This window comes from Paracoccus gahaiensis (assembly GCF_005048225.1).
GTDB lineage: Bacteria > Pseudomonadota > Alphaproteobacteria > Rhodobacterales > Rhodobacteraceae > Paracoccus > Paracoccus gahaiensis.
In genome coordinates, this window is the sequence record NZ_SUNI01000015.1 from 84,923 (window position 1) to 107,562 (window position 22,640).

General features: G+C 62.2%; 18 protein-coding genes and 2 pseudogenes. 8 read left to right on the forward strand and 12 right to left on the reverse strand.

Annotation, left to right across the window (positions count from 1 at the left end):
• Window positions 1-37: 37 nt before the first annotated feature.
• The 9 genes from FA743_RS14635 to FA743_RS14675 form a co-directional block, all read right to left on the reverse strand.
• Window positions 38-1,954, reverse strand: coding sequence for a bifunctional 5-dehydro-2-deoxygluconokinase/5-dehydro-2-deoxyphosphogluconate aldolase (locus tag FA743_RS14635; RefSeq protein ID WP_136886840.1), 1,917 nt, complete (start codon window positions 1,952-1,954; stop codon window positions 38-40).
• A 51-nt stretch (window positions 1,955-2,005) separates the two neighbouring features.
• Window positions 2,006-2,791, reverse strand: a complete 786-nt coding sequence (locus FA743_RS14640) for a TIM barrel protein (RefSeq protein WP_136886841.1) — start codon at window positions 2,789-2,791, stop codon at window positions 2,006-2,008.
• Window positions 2,792-2,800: 9 nt separating this feature from the next.
• Complete coding sequence (locus tag FA743_RS14645) at window positions 2,801-3,811, reverse strand: Gfo/Idh/MocA family protein (RefSeq protein WP_136886842.1); 1,011 nt, start codon at window positions 3,809-3,811, stop codon at window positions 2,801-2,803.
• A 9-nt stretch (window positions 3,812-3,820) separates the two neighbouring features.
• Window positions 3,821-4,717: a sugar phosphate isomerase/epimerase family protein gene (locus tag FA743_RS14650; RefSeq protein ID WP_136886843.1), complete on the reverse strand. Its 897-nt coding sequence runs from the start codon at window positions 4,715-4,717 to the stop codon at window positions 3,821-3,823.
• 12 nt (window positions 4,718-4,729) lie between these two features.
• A complete protein-coding gene (locus FA743_RS14655) occupies window positions 4,730-5,749 on the reverse strand; it encodes an ABC transporter permease (protein WP_136886844.1) in 1,020 nt (339 codons plus the stop codon).
• A 15-nt stretch (window positions 5,750-5,764) separates the two neighbouring features.
• Window positions 5,765-7,294, reverse strand: coding sequence for a sugar ABC transporter ATP-binding protein (locus FA743_RS14660; protein ID WP_136886845.1), 1,530 nt, complete (start codon window positions 7,292-7,294; stop codon window positions 5,765-5,767).
• Between the two features lie 53 nt (window positions 7,295-7,347).
• Window positions 7,348-8,286, reverse strand: a complete 939-nt coding sequence (locus FA743_RS14665) for a sugar ABC transporter substrate-binding protein (RefSeq protein WP_169308901.1) — start codon at window positions 8,284-8,286, stop codon at window positions 7,348-7,350.
• Between the two features lie 225 nt (window positions 8,287-8,511).
• Window positions 8,512-9,549 (reverse strand): LacI family DNA-binding transcriptional regulator, encoded by a 1,038-nt coding sequence (locus FA743_RS14670; protein ID WP_136886846.1) that lies wholly within the window; start codon window positions 9,547-9,549, stop codon window positions 8,512-8,514.
• Window positions 9,550-9,772: 223 nt separating this feature from the next.
• Window positions 9,773-10,875 (reverse strand): IS3 family transposase gene (locus FA743_RS14675; RefSeq protein ID WP_136886847.1). Its coding sequence is split into 2 segments (ribosomal slippage): window positions 9,773-10,614 and window positions 10,614-10,875, totalling 1,104 coding nucleotides; the frame shifts between segments, so codons are not numbered across the junction.
• A 168-nt stretch (window positions 10,876-11,043) separates the two neighbouring features.
• Here FA743_RS14675 and FA743_RS14685 point away from each other — a divergent pair.
• Window positions 11,044-11,520: a hypothetical protein gene (locus FA743_RS14685; protein WP_169308902.1), complete on the forward strand. Its 477-nt coding sequence runs from the start codon at window positions 11,044-11,046 to the stop codon at window positions 11,518-11,520.
• Between the two features lie 134 nt (window positions 11,521-11,654).
• Here the strand turns inward: FA743_RS14685 and FA743_RS14690 are convergent, their stop codons facing one another.
• Genes FA743_RS14690 through FA743_RS14700 form a run of 3 tightly spaced genes read right to left on the reverse strand, consistent with a single transcriptional unit; the run spans window position 11,655 to window position 15,860 of the window.
• Complete coding sequence (locus tag FA743_RS14690; RefSeq protein WP_136886850.1) at window positions 11,655-14,036, reverse strand: glycoside hydrolase family 31 protein; 2,382 nt, start codon at window positions 14,034-14,036, stop codon at window positions 11,655-11,657.
• A 4-nt stretch (window positions 14,037-14,040) separates the two neighbouring features.
• Window positions 14,041-15,345: a TRAP transporter large permease gene (locus FA743_RS14695; RefSeq protein WP_136886851.1), complete on the reverse strand. Its 1,305-nt coding sequence runs from the start codon at window positions 15,343-15,345 to the stop codon at window positions 14,041-14,043.
• Window positions 15,342-15,860: a TRAP transporter small permease gene (locus tag FA743_RS14700; RefSeq protein WP_136886852.1), complete on the reverse strand. Its 519-nt coding sequence runs from the start codon at window positions 15,858-15,860 to the stop codon at window positions 15,342-15,344. The genes FA743_RS14695 and FA743_RS14700 overlap by 4 nt, the downstream gene beginning before the upstream one ends.
• A 213-nt stretch (window positions 15,861-16,073) precedes the next feature.
• Between FA743_RS14700 and FA743_RS14705 the strand changes: the two genes are divergently transcribed.
• The 7 genes and pseudogenes from FA743_RS14705 (at window position 16,074) to FA743_RS14735 (ending at window position 22,568) form a co-directional block, all read left to right on the forward strand.
• Window positions 16,074-17,054 (forward strand): TRAP transporter substrate-binding protein, encoded by a 981-nt coding sequence (locus tag FA743_RS14705; protein WP_136886853.1) that lies wholly within the window; start codon window positions 16,074-16,076, stop codon window positions 17,052-17,054.
• An 82-nt stretch (window positions 17,055-17,136) separates the two neighbouring features.
• Entirely contained in the window at window positions 17,137-17,883 is a 747-nt protein-coding gene (locus tag FA743_RS14710; protein ID WP_246054978.1) for an FCD domain-containing protein, read from the forward strand.
• Window positions 17,884-18,074: 191 nt separating this feature from the next.
• Window positions 18,075-19,427: an IS5 family transposase gene (locus FA743_RS14715; protein WP_136886870.1), complete on the forward strand. Its 1,353-nt coding sequence runs from the start codon at window positions 18,075-18,077 to the stop codon at window positions 19,425-19,427.
• Window positions 19,428-19,544: 117 nt separating this feature from the next.
• Window positions 19,545-20,107, forward strand: a pseudogene (locus FA743_RS14720) (IS630 family transposase); the annotation flags it as partial.
• Between the two features lie 60 nt (window positions 20,108-20,167).
• Complete coding sequence (locus FA743_RS14725) at window positions 20,168-21,301, forward strand: IS110 family RNA-guided transposase (RefSeq protein ID WP_136886871.1); 1,134 nt, start codon at window positions 20,168-20,170, stop codon at window positions 21,299-21,301.
• A gap of 285 nt (window positions 21,302-21,586) precedes the next feature.
• Window positions 21,587-21,985, forward strand: a pseudogene (locus tag FA743_RS20660) (IS630 family transposase); the annotation flags it as partial.
• Window positions 21,975-22,568: a TonB-dependent receptor gene (locus FA743_RS14735; protein WP_342774404.1), complete on the forward strand. Its 594-nt coding sequence runs from the start codon at window positions 21,975-21,977 to the stop codon at window positions 22,566-22,568. The pseudogene FA743_RS20660 and the gene FA743_RS14735, both read left to right, overlap by 11 nt.
• Window positions 22,569-22,640: the final 72 nt, after the last annotated feature.

The window sequence follows — 22,640 nt, forward strand, 5'->3', positions numbered from 1 at the left end:
GTCGTCGAGGGCGACGCATCGCCCTGGGGGTTCCGTGTCATTCGACAGCCTGAGCGGCGCGGGCTTGGTCCCACAACCCGCACAGCCGCCCATAGCGTTCGGCCATCCGGGCGACCGCCGCCGCATCGTCGCTGTTTCCGGCCATCCAGTCCCGCGCCACTTCGCCAAAGATCGTGCGGCCGACCGCAAAACCGCGCACCAGGGGAAAGGCCGCAGCAATCCGGAAGCTGTCCGCCAGTGCCTTCTCGGGCGCATCCAGGCCCAAAACCACGATGCCGCGGGTGTGGCGATCGTTTTCCTCGATGGCGGCGATGGCTGTCGACCAGGCGGTGCGACTGGCCAGAGCTTCCAGCTTCCACCAGTCCGGAAAGATGCCCGCCGCGTAGAATTGCCGGATCAGCGTTGCGGTGGTGTCGTCATCCACCGGCCCCACTTTCGAGGGGATGATCTCCAACAGGAACTCCAGCCCATTGCGGCGGGCGGCGGTGAACAGGCGCCCGACCGTCGCCTCCTGCCGGGCGCGTAAGTCGGGCGCGTCGTCCGGATGGCAGAAGCACAGCACCTTCACGACCTGCTCGCGCGGCCATTCGCCAAGGCCCCCGCAATCCGGGCCCAGCTCCGGCTCCAGCTCCAGCGGACGCGAGCCCGGCCATTCCGCAGGCCGGCCGATCCACAGGCCGGAGCCGCTGGCCGCATGCAGCGCCTCCCGGCCGATGCGGTCGTCGCAGAGGATGCCGTAGCCCCCCTGCCCGTCCTTGACCTGCAGCGCCGCCTCCAGGCACAGGCGCTTGAACGCGCTGCCCTTGGCGGGACTGTATCCCTCCATCTGTTCCAGCTGCATGCGGTGATCGAAGGCGAAGACGCGCATCGTCGTCCAGTCGCCGCCCATCCGGCCCTGCCGGTTGGTCGACCAGTGCAGTTGCTCCAGGTCGGCATCGTTGCGCAGGTCCGGCCGCACCACGCCGCGATCCAGAAAGAAGCGCAGTTCCTCGAGGCTGGGATAGGCGGGCGTGCAGCCGTGGCGGCTGACCGCGAAGGCCCCGCAGGCATTGGCGTATTCCAGCGCTCGCGGCCAGCTCTCTCCGTCCAGCCAGCCCTTCAGAAGGCCCGAGAAGAAGCCGTCCCCGGCGCCCAGCACATTGAAGACCTCGATCGGAAAGCCGGGACCGGCCTCGCCCGCGTCCAGGCTGTCGGGGATCTCGCCGGTGAAGGCGACGGCCCCCTTGGCGCCCCGCTTGCAGACCAGGGTGGCATCGCTGACGCCGCGCACCGCGCGCAGGGCGGCGAGCGTGTCGGTGGTGCCGCCGGCGATGTGGAATTCCTCCTCGGTGCCCACGATCAGGTCGAAGAGATGCAGCGTCGTCTGCAGGCGCGCCGTCACGGCCTGGCTTTCGACGAAGCGGCTTTCGCCGTCGCCATGACCTGCCACGCCCCACAGGTTCGGGCGATAATCGATGTCAAGCGCCGTCCGCGCGCCATGCGCACGGGCCAGTTCCAGTGCGCGCATCACCGCAGCCTCGGTTCGGGGGTTGGACAGATGCGTGCCGGTCGCCAGGACGCAGCGCGCCGAGGCAATGAATTCCTGGTCGATGTCATCCTCGGACAGGGCCATGTCGGCACAGTTCTCGCGATAGAAGATCAACGGAAAGCTGTCCTCGTCGCGGATGCCCAGGATCACCAGCGCCGTCAGGCGCTCGGGGTCGGTGGCAACGCCACGGACGTCCACGCCCTCGCGCAGCAGCTGCTCGCGGATGAAGCGCCCCATATGCTCGTCGCCCACCCGCGTGATCACCGCTGATCGCAGGCCCAACCGAGCCGTCCCGCAAGCGATGTTCGTGGGGCTGCCGCCGATATACTTGGCGAAGGACCCCATGTCCTCCAGCCGCCCGCCGATCTGGCTGCCGTAGAGATCGACGGAACTCCGCCCGATCGTGATCACATCAACAGACTTCATCCCGTCACTCCTTCAGCGATTGTCGATGGGCGCGAACGCCCACCGTCCAGGTCAGGCCGCAGCCTGGATATGGCCGATGCTGTCCTTCAGCGCGGCTTCGGGATCGGCCGCATCATGCACTTCGGCCGCAAAAGGCTCGAAGCTGAAGGGGCCGTCATAACCCGCCTCCAGCAGCGCCTTGATCTGGGGCAGGTTCTCCAGCCGGTCATCGCCGTCCACCAGCACGCGATGGGCGTCCAGCATGTCTTCCACAGCGACATGCTGGTCCGTCACGCCCGAGATGTGCACGAGGCCGGTCCATTCGGGGAAAAACTCGGTCTCTCCGGCCAGATGATGGTGGAAAGTGTCGTGCATGAGCTTGTAAGCGCCTTCCCCGTCGGCTGCCTTGATCGCCTCGATCGCGGTGGCCTTCCTGCGCAGGGACGAGACGGGAAAGCCCAAGGGCTCGACCAGTCCGGTCAGGCCGCGTTCCTGCAGGATCGGCTTCATCGCCTTTAGTGCCGCGACCAGGTCGTCAAAGGCGACCTCGGTCCCGTCGTTTAGCGGGCACATCACCACCGCGCGCGCCCCGCAGGCCTGGGCGTAGTCCGCCATGGCCACTGCGCGGTCGGGCAGATCACCCGACCAGACGTTGAAGGGATACAGTGCGTTGATCGAAAGAATGGTGACGCCCTGGCGCTCGGCTTCGGCGCGGACCTCGGCCGGGTCCATGCTGCCCATTACGTCGGGCAGGTCGTTGCGGATCTCGACCTCGGTCGCGCCAAGCCGGCGGGTCATGGCGAAAAATTCCGCCAGACCGAGTTTCGGCGCCGAGATATGGTTGATGGCAAAACGCATGGTGTGATCTCAGTCGTAAAGCGCCGGGCGGGCCGGCAGGGTGATGGGAATGATCTGGCCGGTCTTTTCCTGCGCCTCGACGCAGGCGTCCGAGCTGATGGCGGCAACATAGCCGTCCCAGCTGGACGGACCCGAAGCGGTGCCCTGCGACGCGGCCTTGATAAAGTCTGTCAACTCGACGTCATAACTGTCGACGAAGCGGTCCTTCCAGTCGGTCATGATGGCGTTTTGCAGCGTGGCGTTCTTGCGCAGGGTGATGGCCATCGGCTCTGGGAGATTGGCCAGCCCCTCTTCGCCCACTACCTGGCACTGGATGTCATAGCCATAGCGGCAGTTCACGAAGATCTCGACATCGATGCGCACGCCCTTTGCGGTCTCCAACAGCACGATCTGCGGGTCTGCCAGCTGCGCATGGGCGTGGGACGACTTGCGCGGGAACACAACCTGGGCCGAGACGTAGTCGTCGTCCAGCAGCCAGCGGAACACGTCGATCTCGTGGATCAGCGTGTCGTGGATCGCCATCGGCGTCAGGTATTGGTCGGGCACGGTCGGGTTGCGGTGCGCGGCATGGACCATCAGCGGCGTGCCGATCTGGTTGTCCACGACCTCCTTCAGCATCCGGTAGCCCGCATCATAGCGGCGCATGAAGCCCACCTGGACCAGACGCTTGCCTGCTGCCACTTCGGCATCGACGATGCGCTTGGCGCCGTCCGCAGTCGTGGCCAGCGGCTTTTCGCAAAAGCAGGGCTTTCCGGCGGCGATGGCGGCCAGGACATAGGCCTCATGAGTCGATCCGGTCGAACAGACCAGCACAGCATCCACTTCGGGAGCTGCGATCAGATCCTCGCCCTTGTCATAGACGGTGGCGTTGGGCGCCAGATCCGCCTGCACGGCCCGGGCCGCATCCGGATTGTAATCACTGAGGGCTACGATCTGCGCCCCCGCCAGCACTTGCGCAATGCGCCGTGTGTGGTCGCGGCCGATCATGCCGGTTCCGATGACACCGATCTTCAGGGTCATGTTGTCTTCCTATTTCCAGTATTTCGCGACGTATCGCTTGGTTTCGTCCAGCATGAAGCGGGCGCTGTCCTCGGCCCGGTCTTCCCACCCAAAGACACAGTTTGACAGCACGCCGTCGAACTTCATGTCGGCAAGGGTGGCAAAGAAGATGTCCCAATCGATCTCGCCCTGCCCGAAATCCAGATGCTGGTGTACGCGGACATTCGACCCCGGAGGGTTCACGACGTAGCGCAGTTGCGACGACTTGGTATGGTCATAGGTGTCCGCCAGGCGCACATGGACCAGAAGGCCCTCGGTCGCACGCAGGTTGGCAACCATGTCGGGTCCATAGAAGAAGGTGTGCGGCGCAATGAACGACGCCTTCACCGCCTTCGAGTTGATGGTCCTGATGATGTCCATCGCAGGCGCGATTTCTTCCAACCAGTCCTCGGGATGCGCCTCCAGCGACAGGATGAGACCCTCCCGCTCCAGGATCGGCACGAGAATGTCCATCGCGCGGAAGAATTGCGTCTCGCAGGTTTCAGGACGATGCAGGCCACTGCGGTCATTCAGGCTGCGGTCGGGGCTGCCGCCGCGACCGAATTCCGAGACGAACATCGGGCAGTCCATCTCGATCGCGATCTCGATGGCCCGCTTCCAGTTCTCGATGGCCGCGTCCCATTCGTCGGGATAGGGACTGGCCCACCGGTACATCGGCTGCAGCGTGGCAAGGCCAAGCCGGTGATCCTTCAGTGCCTTCTTGAACCCTGCAATCCGCTCGGGCCAGACCTTGGGCCGGGTCCACCACGACAGAAAATCCGGGCGGGGAGAAAGTTCGACATGGTCATAGCCCAGATCAGCGACCTTGCGGCAGGTATCCTCCAGGGACAGATGTCGGATCATATGAGGGTCGAGCGTGTGTTTCATCTTGAGCCCCCGTCAGGTCTTCTTGACGCGCTTTTTCTGGCGTTGGGTGTCGATCACCACGGCGGCCACGATGATGACGCCCTTGATCATCTCCTGGTAATAGGCGTCCAGCCGCAGGAAGGTGAATCCCGAGATAATGACGCCAAAGATCACCATCCCGATGGACGTGCCCACTATAGAGCCGCGTCCCCCGGCCAGCGAAGTGCCGCCAATGACCGCCATGGCAATAGCGTCCAGCTCGTACATCATGCCCATGCCGGCCTGCGCGGTCTGGCCGCGCGCTGCGACCACGATCCCGGCCAGCGCGGCCAAGACGCCGGCCACCACATACAGCTTGACCAGATGCCGCTCGACGTCGATGCCCGAGACACGGGCGGCCTGCGGATTGGCCCCGATGGCATAGGTGTACTTGCCGTAGCGGGTGTATTTCATCGCCACGTGAAAGACCGCCGCCACGCCCAGGAAGATGAAGACCGGCATCATGCCCGATCCCAGACTTGCAAAGCTATCGGTCGGGAAGCTGACCGGCTGGCCCTTGGTATACCATTTGGCAAAACCCCGCACCGCGACCATCATCCCAAGAGTGGCAATGAAGGGTGGGATCTTGGTATAGGCGATCAGCCAGCCGTTGATGAACCCCGCCACAGCCCCGCAGAAAAGCCCGATCAGCACCGGCACAATCACCGGCATGTCCGTCAGTGCCGGATAGACCGCCCGGGCGTAGTCGGCAGCCTGCGCGAAACTCATCGCAACCATGGCCACCGCGCCCACGATGGATCCCGAACTAAGGTCGATCCCGCCCGAGATGATCACCTGCGTCACGCCCACCGCGATGATCCCGATAACCGAGACCTGCAGGATCATGATCTTGAGCCGTCCAATATTGCCCAGGAACGTTTGCCCCTGGAAGATCCAGCCCAGGATTTCGAAGATCAGGGCAATGCCGATCAGGACTAGCAGAATGTTGATCTCGGACGGCAGCTTGCGGTGCGCTTTGGGTGCCGCGCGCTCGTCGAATGTCTGTGTCGCCATGTCGGCGTTCCTCCCTTATTTCGCCGCCAATTCCATGACACGCACCTGATCGGCCTCGGCGCGGTCCAGAAAGCCGCTGACGCGGCCCTCGTGCATCACCATGATGCGGTCCGACATGCCCAGCACCTCGGGCAGTTCCGACGAGATCATCAGGATGGCCACGCCCTCGGCGGCCAGCTGCGTGATCAGCCGGTGGATTTCCGATTTCGCCCCCACGTCGATGCCGCGCGTGGGCTCGTCCAGGATGAGGATGCGCGGCTTTGTCAGCAGCCAGCGGGCGATCAGCAGCTTTTGCTGATTGCCCCCCGACAGGTTGGCGACGGTCTCGGCCAGGTTCGGTGTCTTGACGCGCAGCTTCGCGCAGAACTCCTCCGCCAGCCGGTTCACCTCGCGCTGGTTGACGAAGCCGCGATTGTCGACCTTGCCGCTCGACAGCAGCGCGACCTGGATGTTCTCGATACAGTCAAGGTTCAGGAAACATCCGGTTTCCTTGCGGTCCTCGGTCAGGAAGGCCATCCCGTGCCGCATGGCGACGGGCGGCGACTTGATGTTCACGACCTCGCCGTCGATCAGGATCTGCCCGCCGGTCGCGGGGCGCACCCCGAAGACGGCCTCTGCCACATTCGACCGCCCCGACCCGACCAGGCCCGCCACGCCCAGGATCTCGCCCCGGCGCAGCGAGAAACTGACATCGCGGAACACGCCGGGCAAGGTCAGATCCCGAACCTCCAGGATCGTCTCGCCGATCTCGCAGTCGATCTTGGGGAACATGTCGGTGATCTCGCGGCCCACCATCATCTTGATGATCTGGTCGCGGGTAACATCGGCGGCGTTCACCGTTGCGATGTACTTGCCGTCGCGAAAGACGGTCAGCTCGTCGGCGATCTCGAACAGCTCGCTCATCTTGTGGGTGATGTAGACAATGCCCACGCCCTTGGCGCGCAAATCACGGATGATGCGGAAGAGGTGCTCGACCTCGGTTTCAGTGATGGCGCTGGTCGGCTCGTCCATGATCAGCACATCGGACTTGTAGGATACCGCGCGGGCAATCTCGACCATCTGCTTCTGCGCAACGGTCAGGTCGCCCACCATGGCCAGCGGGTCCAGCCGGATGCCCAGATCGGCAAACAAGGCTTCGGTCATTCGTGTCATCTGCCCGTGGTCGATCAGCCGAAAGGAGGACTTCGGCTCGCGTCCGATCCAGATGTTCTCGGCGACGGTCATGGTGTTCATCAGGTTCAGTTCCTGATGGATCATCGCGATACCCGAATTCAGCGCGTCCAGCGGTGTGCGAATGTTCAAGGGCCGCCCGGCAAAGCGCACCTCGCCCCGGTCGGGGGTGTACACGCCGGCGATGATCTTCATCAGCGTGGACTTGCCCGCGCCATTCTCGCCCATCAGGGCATGGACGGTGCCAGGCCTCAGCCTCAGTTGGACGTCGTCCAGCGCCACGACGCCCGGAAACTCCTTGCGGACATTGTCCACCTCCAGGATGTAGTCGCCCGCGTGGACGGCGCGCGCGGGCGCGTCTGCGTGATCAAGCATGATGGATCCTCCCCAGGAACAGGCCGGGCCGGCAAGGCGGCCCGGCCAAGCGTTCAGTTCTGGTAGTCGGCCAGGTTCTCGGGCGTCACCAGTTCGAAGGGCACGAAGACCTTCTGTTCGACCTCTTCGCCGCGCGCCAGCTTCAGGGCCGCGTCGACGGCGCCCTCGCCCTGCCCCGCAGCGTTCTGGAAGACGGTCACGTCGAGATCACCTGCCTCCATCGCGGCCAGAGCATCGGCAGTAGCGTCAATGCCGCCCACGATGACCTCGTCCATCGCCACGCCGGAGGTTTTCAGTGCCTGGATCGCACCGATCGCCATCTCGTCATTGTTGGAAATCACGGCGTCGAATTCGATCCCCGCCGACAGCCAGTTGGTCATCAGGTCAGTGCCTTGGGTCCGCGACCACATGGCGGTCTGTTCCTCGACAATCTCGATGAAGCTGCACTCGTCGGTGGCAATCACATCCTTGATGTCCTGGGTGCGGATGCGGGCAGCCTGATTGGACAGTTCGCCCATCATGACGACTGCGCGGGCACCCTCGCCCTTGCCCTGTTCCTGCAGGAGCCGACAGATCTCCTGCGTCTGCAAAGTTCCCGACTCCAGCTCGTCCGAAGCGACGAAGGCCTGACCTTCGGGCAGTTCGTCCAGATTGACCGGCTGGCGGTTCACATAGACCAACGGGATGCCCGCCTCTGCGGCCAGATTGGACATGGCGATGGTGGCATCCGTGTCGACCGGATTGACGATGATCGCATCGACACCCGAGGCCACGAAGTTCTGGATCTGGTTCAGCTGGCGGCCCACGTCGTTCTGGGCATCCTCGATCTGCAGACTGACGTCGTCCAGCGTCGCAGCATAATCCTGCATACCGCCGCGCAGCACGGTCAGGAAATTGTCGTCGAACAGTGCCATCGACACACCGATGTTCTCGGCAGCGGCAGCAGAGCCCAGACTGGCCATCAGGGCCGTGGTCATCAGGAATTTCGTCACGTCGATCTCCTCCTCGAGTGGCGCATCGGCGCCGGTGTTGCCTGCAGGCAATGAGCATCCGGACGCCCAAAGGCGCTGCAAACGGAGTGCTTGTGCAACAGGGGCGAGGGACCTCCACGTCCCCCCGCTGGACAGGAAGATGCCCGGAGTCAGGACAATCGGTCAACGATCATCACCGGCAGATAACATCAATGGTGATGTAAACGTGCCGCCTCGATGATGTAATTACCTCATCATATCGCTTTCCGGGGTCCAGACCTCGCAGGGCAGAAAGCGCTGGCCTGGAACCGCGGCCATGCCGTTCGTCTGGATTGACTGTGCCATCGCGATCACTTGCCCGGCCACGTCGCGCATGGGCGTTGCCAGCACGATGCTGAGAACCCCGTCCTGCAGGCCCGCCTGCGAGTCGGGAGTCAACTCGTTCACGATCAGCACCACGCGGTGGCCCGCCTGCATTTCCCGAACGGCCTGGATCGCACCCTCCATCCCGCCGCCCGCCACGTAAAAGCCGGCCAGGTCGGGATGACGGGTCAGCAGGTTGATCGTTGCTTCGTAAGTCAGTTGTCGGGTTTCCAGGTTGATCTGCGTGTCAAGCAACTGAAATCCGCCCGCTTCGTCACGGAAAAAGCTGCGAAACCCCGTCTCGCGCAGTTCATGCCCATGAAACCGCGAGCCCCCGATAAAAAGCCCGACCTTGCCCTGCTGCACCGAGAGCTTTGAGATGAACCAGCCAGCGATGCGCCCGACCTTTAAATTGTTCATTCCGAAATAACTTTCGCGTACGCCCTGCGCGAAATCCGACAGCAGCGAAAAGACCGGCGTTCCCGCATCGCGCAGCACTTGCACGGCCTGCGTCACCAGATGATGATCCTGACCGGTGGCGGCGATGGCATCGACCCGCCCCTTCAGGGACAGCAGCACTTCGGCCAGTTCGGAGGCCTGCGTTGTCTCAAGGAAGCGCGGCAGGATCTGCACCCTGCTTTCCGTGTTCGCGCGCGCTTGGCGTTCGAAGGTTGCCAACGCCTCCTGATAGAATTGATGGCGCGGCTTTTGCAGAACCAGCCCCAAACGCAATTCGGGCCGGTCGGCCAGCATCCGTTGCCGGATCACGTTTGCTGCGTGGTATCCGATCTCTTCGGCGGCTTGATGGACGCGCCGGACGGTTTCTTCTCGCACATTTGGGCGGCCGTTCAGGACCCGGTCGACGGTGGCGGTACTGACCTTGGCGGCTTGGGCCAGGTCAGAAATTGTAGGTCGAGCCATCATGTCCTGCCAAAATGATCTGATGTGAACATATCATCTGTGCATAGCGCCATCGCAAGACCTCATGCAGCATCAATGGCTTTCGCATATGCGGACTATTCGGCTGATCCGGCTTTTCCTCATGACCTGCCCCCCATTAGTCCCTCGTTCATAACGAGAGGCTGCCGGACCGTGCGCTGCTCCCCAACCTTGGACCGCCGGATGCTGGAGTTTTCCGGCTCGGTCATGGCGACGGGCTGGCTGCGCCGCCGGGATAATGCAGGGCGATCGGGACGTTATATCCGATCGCACTATGAGGTCGGTCCTCGTTGTAGTGCCTACGCCAAGTCTCCAGTTTTTCCTGCGCGTCCGCAAGGCTCATGAACCAGTGCGCGTTCAGGCATTCGGACCGGAGCTTGCTGTTGAACGCCTCGATAAAGCCATTGTCAGTAGGCTTTCCAGGGCGTGAGAAGTCCAGGGTAACGTCGTTGGCATAAGCCCACAGGTCGAGATCGCGAGAGATAAATTCGCTGCCATTGTCGACTCGGATCGTCCTGGGATAGCCGACCTCGGCACAGACCCGTTCCAGGGTCCGGACCACATCCTCACCGCGGTAAGCAAAGCGCGGGTCGGCTGCTGGACAGAAACGGGAATGCGTATCCACGATCGTCAGGATCCGCAGCTTGTTGCCGAGGGCGAGTTGGTCATGAACAAAATCCATGGCCCAGACATCGTTCGGTCCGACTGCCTCCTGGCGATCATCGCGCAGCTTCGCCTTCACCCGACGTTTTGGATTCTTGTTCCTGAGCTGCAGACCCAACTCATTGTAAATCCTGCGCGTCTTCTTGATGTTCACCTGCCAGCCCTCCCGTCGCAGCAAGACATGGACACGCCGATATCCGTAGCGCACCCGTGTTTCGCATATCTCCCGGATCCTCAGTTCCAATGCGGCCTGCCCGGTTCGGCGGGATTTGTAATGGTAGCTCGACGGGTCAAAGCGCAGGGCCTCACATGCCCGGCGGATCGATATGCCCCAGCTCACTAACATCCCGTCGACCAGTTCCCGTGTCCGGGCAGGCCTCAGAGCTTTCGGCGGATGACATCCTGCAGCATTTCCCGATCCAAAGTCAGGTCGGCCACGATCTTCTTCAACCGGCTGTTCTCGTCTTCCAGCGCCTTCAGCCGGCGCATCTCGTCAGGCAGCAGCCCGCCATACCGCTTCTTCCAGTTGAAGTAGGTCGCCTGGCTGATCCCCGCCTTCCGGCAGACCTCGGCCACCGGCGTGCCTTCCTCGCCCTGCCTCAGGACAAACGCCTTCTGCGCCTCCGTGAACCTCGATGCTTTCATCGTTCTCAGCTCCTCTCCCAGCCAGGGAAGGTTAACCGAAAACTCCAGTTTCAAACGGTCCAGTTTTCAGGGAGCAGAGCAACCGTTGCGCTGCTCCCCAACCTTGGACCGCCGGATGCAGAACTTATCGCCTGGTTCATTCTTTTCTGGCCAGACGCTGGACGAAGGTTGCCGAGTAAGAACCTCCTTATTCTTGGAGCGTTGACACCACGGAGGGCCCAGATCGTCGATATGCGCAAGCGGCTTGCAGCGCAAATCAATGCGCGGAAGAAGCAGAGCGTTCCTGCCGATGTCGAAAGCCTGGATGAGGATCTCAAGACCGTGTTGAAGATCCAAATTGGTACCCTTGATCGCCGGAGCGAGAGCGTCATCGCGCAGGAAGAAACTTCTGCCGCCAAAGCGAAACTCCTGCGTTCAATTCCCGGTATCGGCCCGGTTTCTGCGGTCATGCTGATTGCGGACAGGCCGGAACTTGATGGGATGACCGCCGGTGAGGTCGCAGCCGTGCCACACTATAGTGGATCGATGCGAGGCAGGCGGGGCGATCGCCGGAGGGCGCCGAGCCGTGCGGCATGTGTTGTACACAGACGCACTTGCCGCCACTTGTCACAATCCGGTTCTTATGCCGGTCGCATTGCGGCTTAAAACGCGGGGCAAATCGCACAAGCTCATTATTGACGCCATCACACGCAGACCCGCAACCATCGCAAACGCCATGCCTTAAATCAAGCATCCCATGGCAAGCAAAGCCTATCAGTTAGACACAATTGCTATACGGCCTAAGAATTAGGAATATCTTTTAGATAAAGTACTTTAGTTTCTTTTCCATTAACCCGAAGGGGGCGATGCTCACCTGCAGGTAGAGACAATTCCAAACGATCCCACGCGGGAAGCCAATGTCCAGCGGCAGTCAGGGTAACGTCGAGGACATCGCTGCGACCGGTTAAGGTTATGCACAGGCACCAGTGATTGCCATCCAGGGCATCGGGGGACTGTCCGTCATCTTCGTAAAGGAGGCTTTCGTCGTGAAAATTTCCCGGCGCGGGAAAGACGGCCAATCTGCGGCCTTGGTCGCAGGACGGGTCGGCTCGCATGGCACCTAGGGACAATGGCAGCACGGCTCCTGCACGCACAAACACTGGCATCGTGTCCAGATTGACGGGCATGCTTAGCTGCTGTCCGGGGGCATGATATTGCCCTGAGTGAATATCCCACCAGCCCGTACCGTTTTCAGGCAGCCACAGGTCGCGCGCAGCCGCGCCTTCCTCGATCACGGTAGCCACCAGCAGGTCGCGCCCCAACAGAAACTCGTCATTTTCCTGACGGCAGCGAGGATCGTCAGGGTGATCCAGAAGGGTCGGGCGCAGCATCGGCTGATGCTGGGTCACTGCCTGCCACAGGAGAGTGTAGAGATAGGGAATAAGTTGATAGCGCAGTGCCAGCGCCGCACGCATTTGCGGTAGGATCTCCGGATACATCCAAGGCTCGTTCACCGTGGCGTCGTCGTTCCAAGAATGAATCGTGAAGCGGGGGTGGAAGATGCCGTTCTGCACCCATCGCAGGAACAGCTCGGGACCCGGTCTTGGTCCGGAAAAGCCCCCCACGTCATGCCCGATGTTGAAGATGCCTGACATGGACAGGCCAAGGCCCATCCGGTTGTTGTAGCGCAGCGTCTTCCATTCCGTCCGGTTGTCGCCCGTCCAGGTCTGCGCATAGCGCTGGATCCCCGGCGCGCCCGAGCGGCTGATCAGATAGGGCCGCACCTCGGGGGCATGGGCCACCTGCGCATCGCGCGAGGCGCGTGTCATCAGCACCGGTTGCAGGGGGCGGATCAGCGCGATGTCGATCGGCTGTCCGAAGCCGTGGCAGCGGGCGCCGCGGTCCCAGATTTCGTATTCGTTGTTGTCGTTCCAAGTCGAGCCAATGCCATGGTGCAACAATTCGCTCGTGATGTTATCCTTCCACCAGTCCAGCGTGGCGGGGTTGGTGAAATCCAGATGCGAGCCCTCGTCATCCCAGAAGACCGAGATCTCGGGTCCGTCCCCCTCGCTGTCGCGGATGAACAGCCCTGCCTGCGCGGCGGCGGCATAGCGGGGATGGTCGTGCAGCAGGCAAGGCTTGATATTGGCGATCAGATGCATGTCAGCATCCGCGAACTGCGCGGTCATCGCATCAATGTCGGGGAACTTCGCCAGGTTCCAGTGGAAGACATATCGTTTCGGACCGATCGAGGTATAGCCCGAGGACATCTGGAAGCTGTCGCAAGGCAACTGATGGGCGGTGATCTGGTCAAGGAAACCAGCGACCTGCGCCTGCGCATCCGGCGCATCGGTATAGCTCATGGTCGAGCCAGAATACCCAAGTGACCAGCGGGGCGGAAAGGCGGTGCCGCCGGTCAGCCAGGCCTGCTTGCGGGTCAACCCGGCCAGATCCGGCGACCAAGCCATGTAATAGTCCAGATCGCCGTCCTCGGCGCGATAGACCCGATAAGCGGTGTGGTAGTTGTCCAGCTCGTTGCCCAGATCGAACCAGCAATTGGCGAGATTGTCGTAGAAGACGGACCAGCAGCCCGCCTCGGGGGTCCGGGTCAGGGTGAAAGGAATATGCTTGTAAAGCGGGTCTGTCGTTTCCGCGTCATAGCCCATCGCGTCCAGATTGCGCATCTCGAAGCGCCGTCCGGAGCGTTCCAGATCGCCTGCCTTTTCCCCCAGTCCATAGACCAGCTCGGCGGGGTCTCGGCGCAGGAAATGCGCATGGGCATGATCGCGAGTCCCGGCCATATAGGCGCCGGTGGGGCGGTCTGCGGCGAAGACGCGCCAGCCGTCGTCCAGATGTACCTCCCAGATGAGCTGCAGGGGCCAGGCGACGGTCAAGCGCAGCGTCCCGGTCGTCAGTTTGAGCCCGGCCTCGGCCTCCTCCAGCGCGAAATCGGGGCAGGTGAAGCCGTCCAGCAGATCGCGATGCCGCCCCTCGAAGGGCACGTCCTGCTGCGGGGCGACGGACCAGCTGCGGTCCAACCGCCAGCCCTCAGCCCCCAGAACTGAAACCCTGATCAGGTCCTGTTCCAGCACGCTGATGCGCATCCAGCGACCGCCCTGCAGGGAGAGGGTGACGGTGGCCCCCTCGCGCCCGGCCAAGGTCCAGTTCTTCAAGGTCTTCATTGTCTCAACCGCCGTAATTCAACAGCCAGCGCGGCAGGGCGAGGCTGATTTCAGGAATGAAGGTGACCGCTACCAGCAAGACAATCATCGCAGCATAGAGCGGCAGCATCGGGCGGATCACCCGGGCGATCGGAACGCCACCCACCGAACACCCCACAAACAAGGCTGACCCGACCGGGGGCGTACAGATCCCGATGGACAGGTTCAGCGTCATCATGATGCCAAAATGCACGGGATCCATGCCCAGGTCGGTGACTACGGGATAAAAGATCGGCGTGAAGATCAGCAATGCGGGGGTCATGTCCATGAAGGTGCCGATGACCAGCAGCGCCACGTTGATGATCAGAAGAATTACCAGCGGATTGTCCGACAGTTGCAGCAGATAGTCCGACAGCACGAAGGGGATATCCCCATAAGCCATCGCGCGGGACATTGCGATCGAAGTACCGATCATGAACAGGACCACAGTCGTCGTCACTGCGCTATCCAGGAAGATCCTCGGAAGGTCGCGCAGGCCGATCTCGCGATACCAGACAAGCGCCAGCAGCAGCGAATAAAGGACTGCCGCCGCCGATGCCTCGGTCGCGGTGAAGATACCGCCGATGATGCCGCCCATGATGACGATGATCAGCCCCAAGGGCAGGATCGCGTCCAGCGTCTTCCGCTGCACTTCAGCCAGGCTGGGGCGCGGCGCTACCGGATAGCCGCGCCGCTTTGCGATGATGCCCGCCACGATCATCAGCGACAGCCCCAGCAGGATCCCTGGGACATAGCCCGCTACGAACAGCGCCGAGATCGACGTGCCGCCGGTGATCAACGAAAAGACGATCAGCGTGGTCGAGGGCGGAATCAGCAGGCCCGTCGGGCTGGAGGCGATGTTGACAGCCGCCGAAAAGGCGGGGTCGTAGCCCTCCTTGCGCTGCAAGGGAGCCATGACCCCTCCGACCGCCGCGGCGGACGCCACGGCTGATCCCGAGATCGCCCCGAACATCATATTGGCGATGACATTGCAATGCGCCAGCGCACCCGGCAACCGCCCGCCCAGGACCTTGGCGAACTCGATCAGTCGAAGCGCAATGCCGCCCCGGTTCATGATGTTTCCCGCGAGGATAAAGAACGGGATTGCCAGCAGCGAAAAGCTGTCCATCCCCGATACCATCTGTTGGGCAACGATGAAGATCGTCTGGTCGACCGACATGAACAGCAGAAAGGTCATGGCCGAGGCGATACCGATGGCGAAGGCAATGGGAACCCCAACGACCATGAGCGCTCCAAAGGACCCGAACAGAACGAGTGCAGCCCAATTCATGGCGTGGTCTCCGTCGAAGGGGCAGGGATGTCCTCAGGTGGATTCAGCGTAGTGCCGCCCTGTGAAATGCGGATTAGATTTGCAACCGCATAGGCAATGATGATCAGCCCTGACAAGGGTACGGCCGCATAGACCCAACCCATCGGCAGCTGCAGCGAGGGGGAAATTTGTCCCGAGGAAAGGGTTCTCTGAACCAACTGGAAGCCTCCCCAGATCATGACGACCCCCGCGAAGGCAGCGATTAGCAGGGTGATCAACGCCTCGTTCAACTGGCGGCGCCGTCCGCTGAGAGCGGTCGGGAGCATGTCGATCGCCAAATGACGCCCCTGCCCATAGGTATATGCGCCCCCGACCAGAGCCAGCCACATGAACAGAAACCGCGCCAGTTCGTCCGTCAAGGTCGAAGGCGTTCCCAAGGCATAGCGGCTGACGACCTGCCAGCTGACGCAACCCAGCAGGACCGCGAAGACGGCGATGATGCCAAGGCGCAGGGTGGCATCTGCCAGACGTCTCATGGTTGGCCACCCACAAGTATTCGAATGTTGATCACGATGCGATCCTCCCCCTTCGAGCATGCCCGATTGGGCCGCAGGATGGCGCTGGCAGAAAAATTGGTCAACCTATTTATCAAATTGGTTGACAACCGCCGCCGATGACCGGTCAGACTGCTCCGACATGGCGGCGGTCTGAAGGACCGGATACATGCCAGAGTTTAAAGGGAGGATCCTATGACCATCGCGACAAAGTTTGCCTGTAGCTCTGCCTTGGCCCTGCTGGCGCTGAGCGCCACTGCAGAGGCCCGCACGCTACGCCTAAATCACAATAACCCCGAGGATCACCCGGTGCATTTGTCCATGCAGCGCATGGCGGACGAGGTTGAGCAGGCGACCGACGGATCGGTGACGATCCGCATCTATGCCAACAGTCAGTTGGGCACGCAGCGCGAGTCGACCGAGCAGGTCCAGAACTGCTCGCTGGACATGGCGCGTTCGAATGCGGCTGAACTTGAAGCCTTCGTCCCGACCTATGGCGTTTTCAATCTACCTTATCTATTCGAAAGTGAGGATCATTTCGATCAGGTCGTCGCTGGTGAGATCGGGCAGCGCATCCTGGATTCCGGTATTGATCAGGGCATCCGCGGTCTGGCCTATTACACCGAGGGCGCGCGGTCTTTCTATGCAACCAAGCCGATCCTGTCGCCCGCTGACCTGCAAGGCATGAAGATCCGCGTGCAGCCCAGCCCCTCGGCCGTTCGCATGGTGGAACTGTTGGGCGCCAGCCCGACCCCTATCGGATGGGGAGAGCTTTACTCGGCCCTGCAGCAGGGCGTCGTGGACGGTGCCGAGAACAACCCGACGGCCCTGACTACCGCTCGTCACGGCGAGGTCGCAAAGCACTTCTCGCTGGACGAACATACCCTGATCCCTGCCGTGGTCTTCATCTCGAACTGCGCATGGGATGAGATGACGGCCGAGGAACAGGCTGCCTTGTCGACAGCGGCGCGCAATTCGATGCTCTCGCATGCCGAAGAGTGGCGGGATGCGGCGACCGCAGCCGTCGAGGCGGCCAAAAGCGAGATGGGTGTCGAGGTTCACGAAGTCGACAAGGCTCCTTTCATCACAGCGGTGCAGCCGATGGTTGATGAAGCTCGGGCCAGCAGCGAGGACATGGCCGAGCTGATTGACCAGATCCGCGCCCAAGCCGAGTGATGCTTCCGCGCGCCGCACTTGGTCAGCGTCTTGCGAGACAGGCGATTGCAAAGGCGGCGCGCCTTGCGTGCGGATGGGGGTCATGATGACCCCTGCCCCTCAGCGGCGCTATCAGGACGTTGCCGCAGAACTGCGCACCCTGATCCGCGCCAAGGGTCTTCGTCCCGGCGACCGTTTGCTGACTGAACGCCAGATCGCGCAGCGTCTGGATGTGGGGCGCAGCCTCGTGCGCGACGCGATCGTGATGCTCGAGGTCGAGGGGCTGGTGCAGGTCCGGCAGGGGTCAGGCATCTACTTGATCAAAAGTCCCGTCACGACGGCATTGAAAGTCGACGATGACATTGGGCCATTCGAACTCCTTGAGGCGCGCATGGTCCTGGAAAGTGCCGTGGCTGGATTGGCTGCAGCGACTGTGACCAAAGCCGATATCGCTGCATTACGAAGGACACTTGAGCAGGAGCGTCGCAGTATTGAGGAAGGCGACGGGGATTACTCTGCCGATCGCAACTTTCATCTTCTCATCGCCGAGGCGACGCAGAATGGCGCTTTGGTCGGCATGGTGACCGATCTTTGGGACAGGCGCGCCCGGAGCCGGATGTGGGCCAAGCTGCACAGTCGGATTTTCGACGGAACCTACCGCAGCAGGTGGCTGGGTGATCATCAGGATATCTTTGAGGCACTACGCGCGCGAGACAGCGTCCGCGCTCGCAAATCGATGGGTGATCACATTGCCCGCGTCAGTCATACCTTGATGCAGCTTTCAGATCCTGACGATCCGAGCTTCGACGGATTTCTGTTTTCAGCCATACGTGCGCGGCAGGCATTGTAAGCCCTGGCAATCTGGCTATTGGCGATGCATAGAGCCATCAGGGCCGCCAATATCATAGTCGGTACTAAGTAGTCCGGCCTGAACAACATTTAACCATTTAGATTTGTTTGCTTATTCTCCCAAAGCGATAGCGGGGAATTGCAAGGTTTCGTATGCTGGTACTTGAAACCTTGCGAATTTCCGGAGCTGTGATGAAGCCTCGTCCGCGCGCTGAAGAGCAGGATGATCTCCTGCGTCCCCGCCTGACCGACATGATCGATCTGCGCCATGAACTGGCGAAACTGGCCGCGCTGATTGACTGGGAGTTCTTCGAGACCGAATGGGCGGGTTTCTTTCCCTCCCCGACAGGGCGGCCGGCAACCTCGCCGCGGCTGGTAGCGGGCCTGCTGTATCTTCAGCACGCCTATCGGCTCTCTGACGAGGCCGTCGTCGCTCGTTGGGTTGAGAACCCCTACTACCAGCATTTTACCGGTGAGACGTTCTTCCAGCACAGCCCACCGATCGACCCATCCTCCCTGACCCGGTGGCGCAAGCGGATCGGCGAAGAAGGTGCGGAGTGGCTGCTGACCAAGACGATCGAGGCCGGGCGCAGATCAGGCGCGGTGGAGGATCGCAGCCTGTCGCGTGTCGCCGTGGATACGACGGTGATGGAAAAGAACATCGCCCACCCGACCGATGCGCGCCTGTATGAGACCGCACGTGGAAAGCTTGTCGCCCTCGCCAATGAAGGCGGGATCACGTTGCGGCAGAACTACAATCGTCTCGCGCCGCGCCTGGCGGTGCGGATCGGGCGCTACGCCCATGCCCGGCAGTCCAAACGCATGGGCAAGGCTCTGAAACAGCTGAGGGGATACACCGGTCGTGTCCTGCGGGATATTCGCCGGCAGTTGGACGGGATTGCGGAGGGGTCCTTCCGCGAACGGGTTCTGGACACTCTCGTGCTCGTCGGTCGTCTGCTCCATCAGACCCCCAAAAGCCGCGGCAAGATCTACGCCTTGCATGAGCCCGAGGTCGATTGCATCTCCAAGGGCAAGGCCCGCAAACGCTACGAGTTCGGCACCAAGGTCAGCCTGGCCACCACCATCGACGAGGGCTTTGTCGTGGGCATGCGTGCCCTGCCGGGCAATCCTTACGATGGCCACACTTTGCCCGAAGCCCTGGAGCAGGTGGCCATCCTGACTGGCAGGACCCCGGAGCTGGCCGTCGTGGACCGCGGGTATCGCGGCCATGGCGTGTCGGAAACGAAGGTCCTGATCAGCGGCACCCGCCGCGGCCTGACGCAAAAGCTGAAAGCGCTGCTGAGGCGACGCAGCGCCATCGAGCCCGAGATCGGACACATGAAGACAGACGGACGCCTGTCGCGCTGCCCACTGAAAGGCACGTCCGGCGACGCCATCTTTGCCGTGCTCTGCGGCTGCGGCCACAACATCCGCAAGATCCTGGCCCATCTCAGGGCTTTGTTGGCCCTCATTCTGACCGCTATCTTGCAAGTGATCAGGACAGGAAATGGTTATCTCGCCCACGGGCAGCGTTGTTCAGCCTGAACTAAGTAACCGGCCGAAGCCTGCCGCAATCTGCTAATACCAACAGCCCTGAGCTCTGACCCGGGGGATTCCCTTCGACCTGAAAATCTGAATCATCGCCATCAAGAGATGGAGGTTTTGATGGCGGTTGAGATCACTCGAACGGATATGTCGACAAGCGAGCTTCGGGCGGCGGCGGCGCGCACAAAGGATGCGAAGGCGGTGCGGCGGATCCTGGCGATCGCTCTTGTTCTGGAGGGCGCGGATCGCAAGACGGCGGCGGAGGCCTGCGGCATGGATCGGCAGACCCTCCGCGATTGGGTTCATCGCTACAACGCCGAGGGGATCACCGGTCTGTCGAACCGGTATTGGGCAGGCCCGACGCCGCTCCTGAACTCTGAGCAGAAAGCGGAACTTGCCCGGATGGTCCGTGAAGGGCCTGACCTTGAGGCCGACGGGGTGGTCCGTTGGCGCTGCGTCGATCTCAAGCGCAAGATCGAAGATCGCTTCGGCGTGGTCATGCACGAGCGGACGGTCGGCAAGCAGCTGGCAGCCCTTGGCTTCCGCCGCCTTTCGGTGCGCCCACAGCACCCCAAATCCGACCCGTCGGCACAGGAGGCATTTAAAAGAACTTTGCTGCTACGGTAAAAGCTGCCCTGCCGAAGACGGCGCACGGGAAGCCATTGGAGGTATGGTTTCAGATGCTATGAAGCGGGGCTTCGGGGATAGTGACGGGGTCCCTCATGCCCTTGGAGCTGATCATGCGAACCATCGACAATACCGCCGACACGACTGTCTATGTTGCGCTCGAACTTAGTCGGGCGATCTGGCTTGTCGCCGTGCGACTGCCTGGCGTCGAAAAGCTCGTTTTTCATCGCCTGAAGGCGGGGGATACGGGAGCGCTGCTCGCCTTTGTCGCGGCGCATCGCACACGCACCGAGGCTAGCCTTGGGGCACCCATCACGGTCGCCTCCTGCTTCGAGGCGGGGCCGGACGGCTTTTGGCTGCATCGGCTTCTGGACGCGAACGGCATCGACAACGTCATCGTGGAGCCCACCAGCATACTCATCAGCCGCCGATCGCGACGCGCAAAGACGGACCGGCTTGATGCACAAGGGTTGCTGCGAGTGCTGATGACCCGCCATCGGGGCGACCACCATATCTGCAGCGTCCTCCGCGTTCCCACTCCCGAGGAGGAAGACGCCAAGCGGCCGCATCGGGAGCGCGAGCGTCTCGTTCAGGAGCGCGTCCGGATCGAGAACCGCATAGAGGCCCTCTTGCTCACTCAGGGCATTCGCAAGCGCCCCTCCCTGCGTCGTTGGGATGCCGAGATGGACGCTTTGCGGACAGCGGACGGTCGCGCCATGCCGCCGCTTCTTCGTGCGGAGATTGACCGCCTGAAGCGCAGGCTCACACTGACCCAGGAGTTGATCCGGGAGATCGAGGCAGAACGGTCAACAATGCTGGCGAAGGCGCCCTCCGATGACACCTCTCGCAAGGTCGCGGCGCTGTCGCGCGTCCGAGGCGTGGGCGACAACTTTGCAGCCGTGCTCACGCGTGAGGTATTCTATCGCCACTTCGATAACCGCCGGCAGCTTGCGAGCTATGTGGGCATTGCCCCGACACCGCATCAGAGCGGCGCTATGGATCAGGATCGTGGGATCGGACGTGCAGGGAACGCTCGAGCGCGGACAACGCTGATACAACTCGCCTGGCTCTGGCTACGCTACCAGCCAGAAAGCGGGCTGGTCGCCTGGTTCCGTGAGCGTGTCGGCGCCTTGGCCGGACGTAGCCGACGTATCGCAATCGTCGCCGTGGCGCGCAAACTACTCGTCGCCCTGTGGCGCTACGTCGAGACTGGTGTGCTGCCGGAGGGTGTAGAACTCAAGGCGTAAGAGAATCGACGCCGGCAGGACGCTGGCTGGCGTCGAGAAGGACGCGCGACCGTTTTCGTCATTGGCGGCCAATTTAAACCGCCGAGTTTCAGGTTGGTCGCATCTCGCCGGGGAAGGCCTCGTGAATGAGGCAACGTGGTGCGGGTGAAAACTCGACCGTATGTAAGGTGATGCAGCCGCGGCTGCTAAAGCGATCGACCCCGGACCTTTATCGACAAAAACAAAGCTCCACTCAACGGATCGAAGGGAAACCAAAACCAGAGATTGACTATCGAACCCTCATGTAAGGATGAAGCCAGAGTGGGCCAGCAGGGGACGCTCACCCGGACCTGGGCCGAGTGCGGAACCCGACCTCGCGCGCCGCGCGACACCCGCTACAAATGGGCCTATATTTTTGGCGCCGTCTGTCCATCGCGCGCCACGACTGCGGCACTTGTCATGCCACGTGTTAATATCTCGGCGATCAACGCCCATCTCGCTAAAATCGCGAAAACCGTCGCGCCGGGCGCCCATGCCGTGCTCGTCATGGACGGCGCCGGCTGGCATAACTCCGGCGCTCTGCGCATCCCCGACACCATCAGCATCGTGACGCTTCCGCCCTATGCGCTAGAGCTGAACCCGACTGAGAACCTCTGGGCTTATCTGCGCGCAAACTGCCTCGCCATCACCGTGTTTGACACCTATGACCGAAAAGACGGGCCGCAATCTGGAGGCCGGGATCAGCTATGCTGCCACCGACATGTTCGCCGCCGGGGATCAGGTCTCGGCCAAGCTGACGATCTTTCGCAACCATATCCACGACCGGATCGAACGCACCAACGCCCACTTCCCCACGCCCGCCTATGTTAACATCGACCGCGCCTATCTGCATGGCGGCGAATTCGAGGCCAGCTATGTCTCGGGCGGCTGGACCCTGGGCGCCGCCATCGCCGTGGTCGGGGGCGAGGATCAGGACGGGGCGGATCTGAACAGCCTGCCCAACAATCGCCTGACGGCAAATGCATCCTGGCAGGTCAGGCCGTCCTGGCGGGTGGGCGCCCTCAGAACCTTTGCCGCAGGGCGCGACAAGCCCGATGGAAGCCGCCGGGCGGGCTATGGCGTGCAGGACATCTTTGCCACCTGGTCGCCGCAGGCGGGCACCGCGCAGGGCATCGAGGTGACCCTCGGCATCGACAACGTCACCGACCGCTCCTATGTCCCCGCGACCTGGCTGACCGGCCCTGCACCGGGCCGCAACGTCAAGGTCACGCTGACCCGCGCGTTCTGATCCGGGCGCACCGGTCGTCTGCCGGACGGCTCAAGGTGCCGCGCCCCGCCTCCTGCCGGGCGCGGCATGCCG

Excerpts from the sequence above, each read along its gene's own strand:
- FA743_RS14635 (WP_136886840.1), bottom strand. The coding sequence starts at position 1,954 with ATGAAGTCTGTTGATGTGATCACGATCGGGCGGAGTTCCGTCGATCTC.
- FA743_RS14640 (WP_136886841.1), bottom strand. The coding sequence starts at position 2,791 with ATGCGTTTTGCCATCAACCATATCTCGGCGCCGAAACTCGGTCTGGCG.
- FA743_RS14645 (WP_136886842.1), bottom strand. The coding sequence starts at position 3,811 with ATGACCCTGAAGATCGGTGTCATCGGAACCGGCATGATCGGCCGCGAC.
- FA743_RS14650 (WP_136886843.1), bottom strand. The coding sequence starts at position 4,717 with ATGAAACACACGCTCGACCCTCATATGATCCGACATCTGTCCCTGGAG.
- FA743_RS14655 (WP_136886844.1), bottom strand. The coding sequence starts at position 5,749 with ATGGCGACACAGACATTCGACGAGCGCGCGGCACCCAAAGCGCACCGC.
- FA743_RS14660 (WP_136886845.1), bottom strand. The coding sequence starts at position 7,294 with ATGCTTGATCACGCAGACGCGCCCGCGCGCGCCGTCCACGCGGGCGAC.
- FA743_RS14670 (WP_136886846.1), bottom strand. The coding sequence starts at position 9,549 with ATGGCTCGACCTACAATTTCTGACCTGGCCCAAGCCGCCAAGGTCAGT.
- FA743_RS14690 (WP_136886850.1), bottom strand. The coding sequence starts at position 14,036 with ATGAAGACCTTGAAGAACTGGACCTTGGCCGGGCGCGAGGGGGCCACC.
- FA743_RS14695 (WP_136886851.1), bottom strand. The coding sequence starts at position 15,345 with ATGAATTGGGCTGCACTCGTTCTGTTCGGGTCCTTTGGAGCGCTCATG.
- FA743_RS14700 (WP_136886852.1), bottom strand. The coding sequence starts at position 15,860 with ATGAGACGTCTGGCAGATGCCACCCTGCGCCTTGGCATCATCGCCGTC.
- FA743_RS14705 (WP_136886853.1), top strand. The coding sequence starts at position 16,074 with ATGACCATCGCGACAAAGTTTGCCTGTAGCTCTGCCTTGGCCCTGCTG.
- FA743_RS14710 (WP_246054978.1), top strand. The coding sequence starts at position 17,137 with ATGATGACCCCTGCCCCTCAGCGGCGCTATCAGGACGTTGCCGCAGAA.
- FA743_RS14715 (WP_136886870.1), top strand. The coding sequence starts at position 18,075 with ATGAAGCCTCGTCCGCGCGCTGAAGAGCAGGATGATCTCCTGCGTCCC.
- FA743_RS14725 (WP_136886871.1), top strand. The coding sequence starts at position 20,168 with ATGCGAACCATCGACAATACCGCCGACACGACTGTCTATGTTGCGCTC.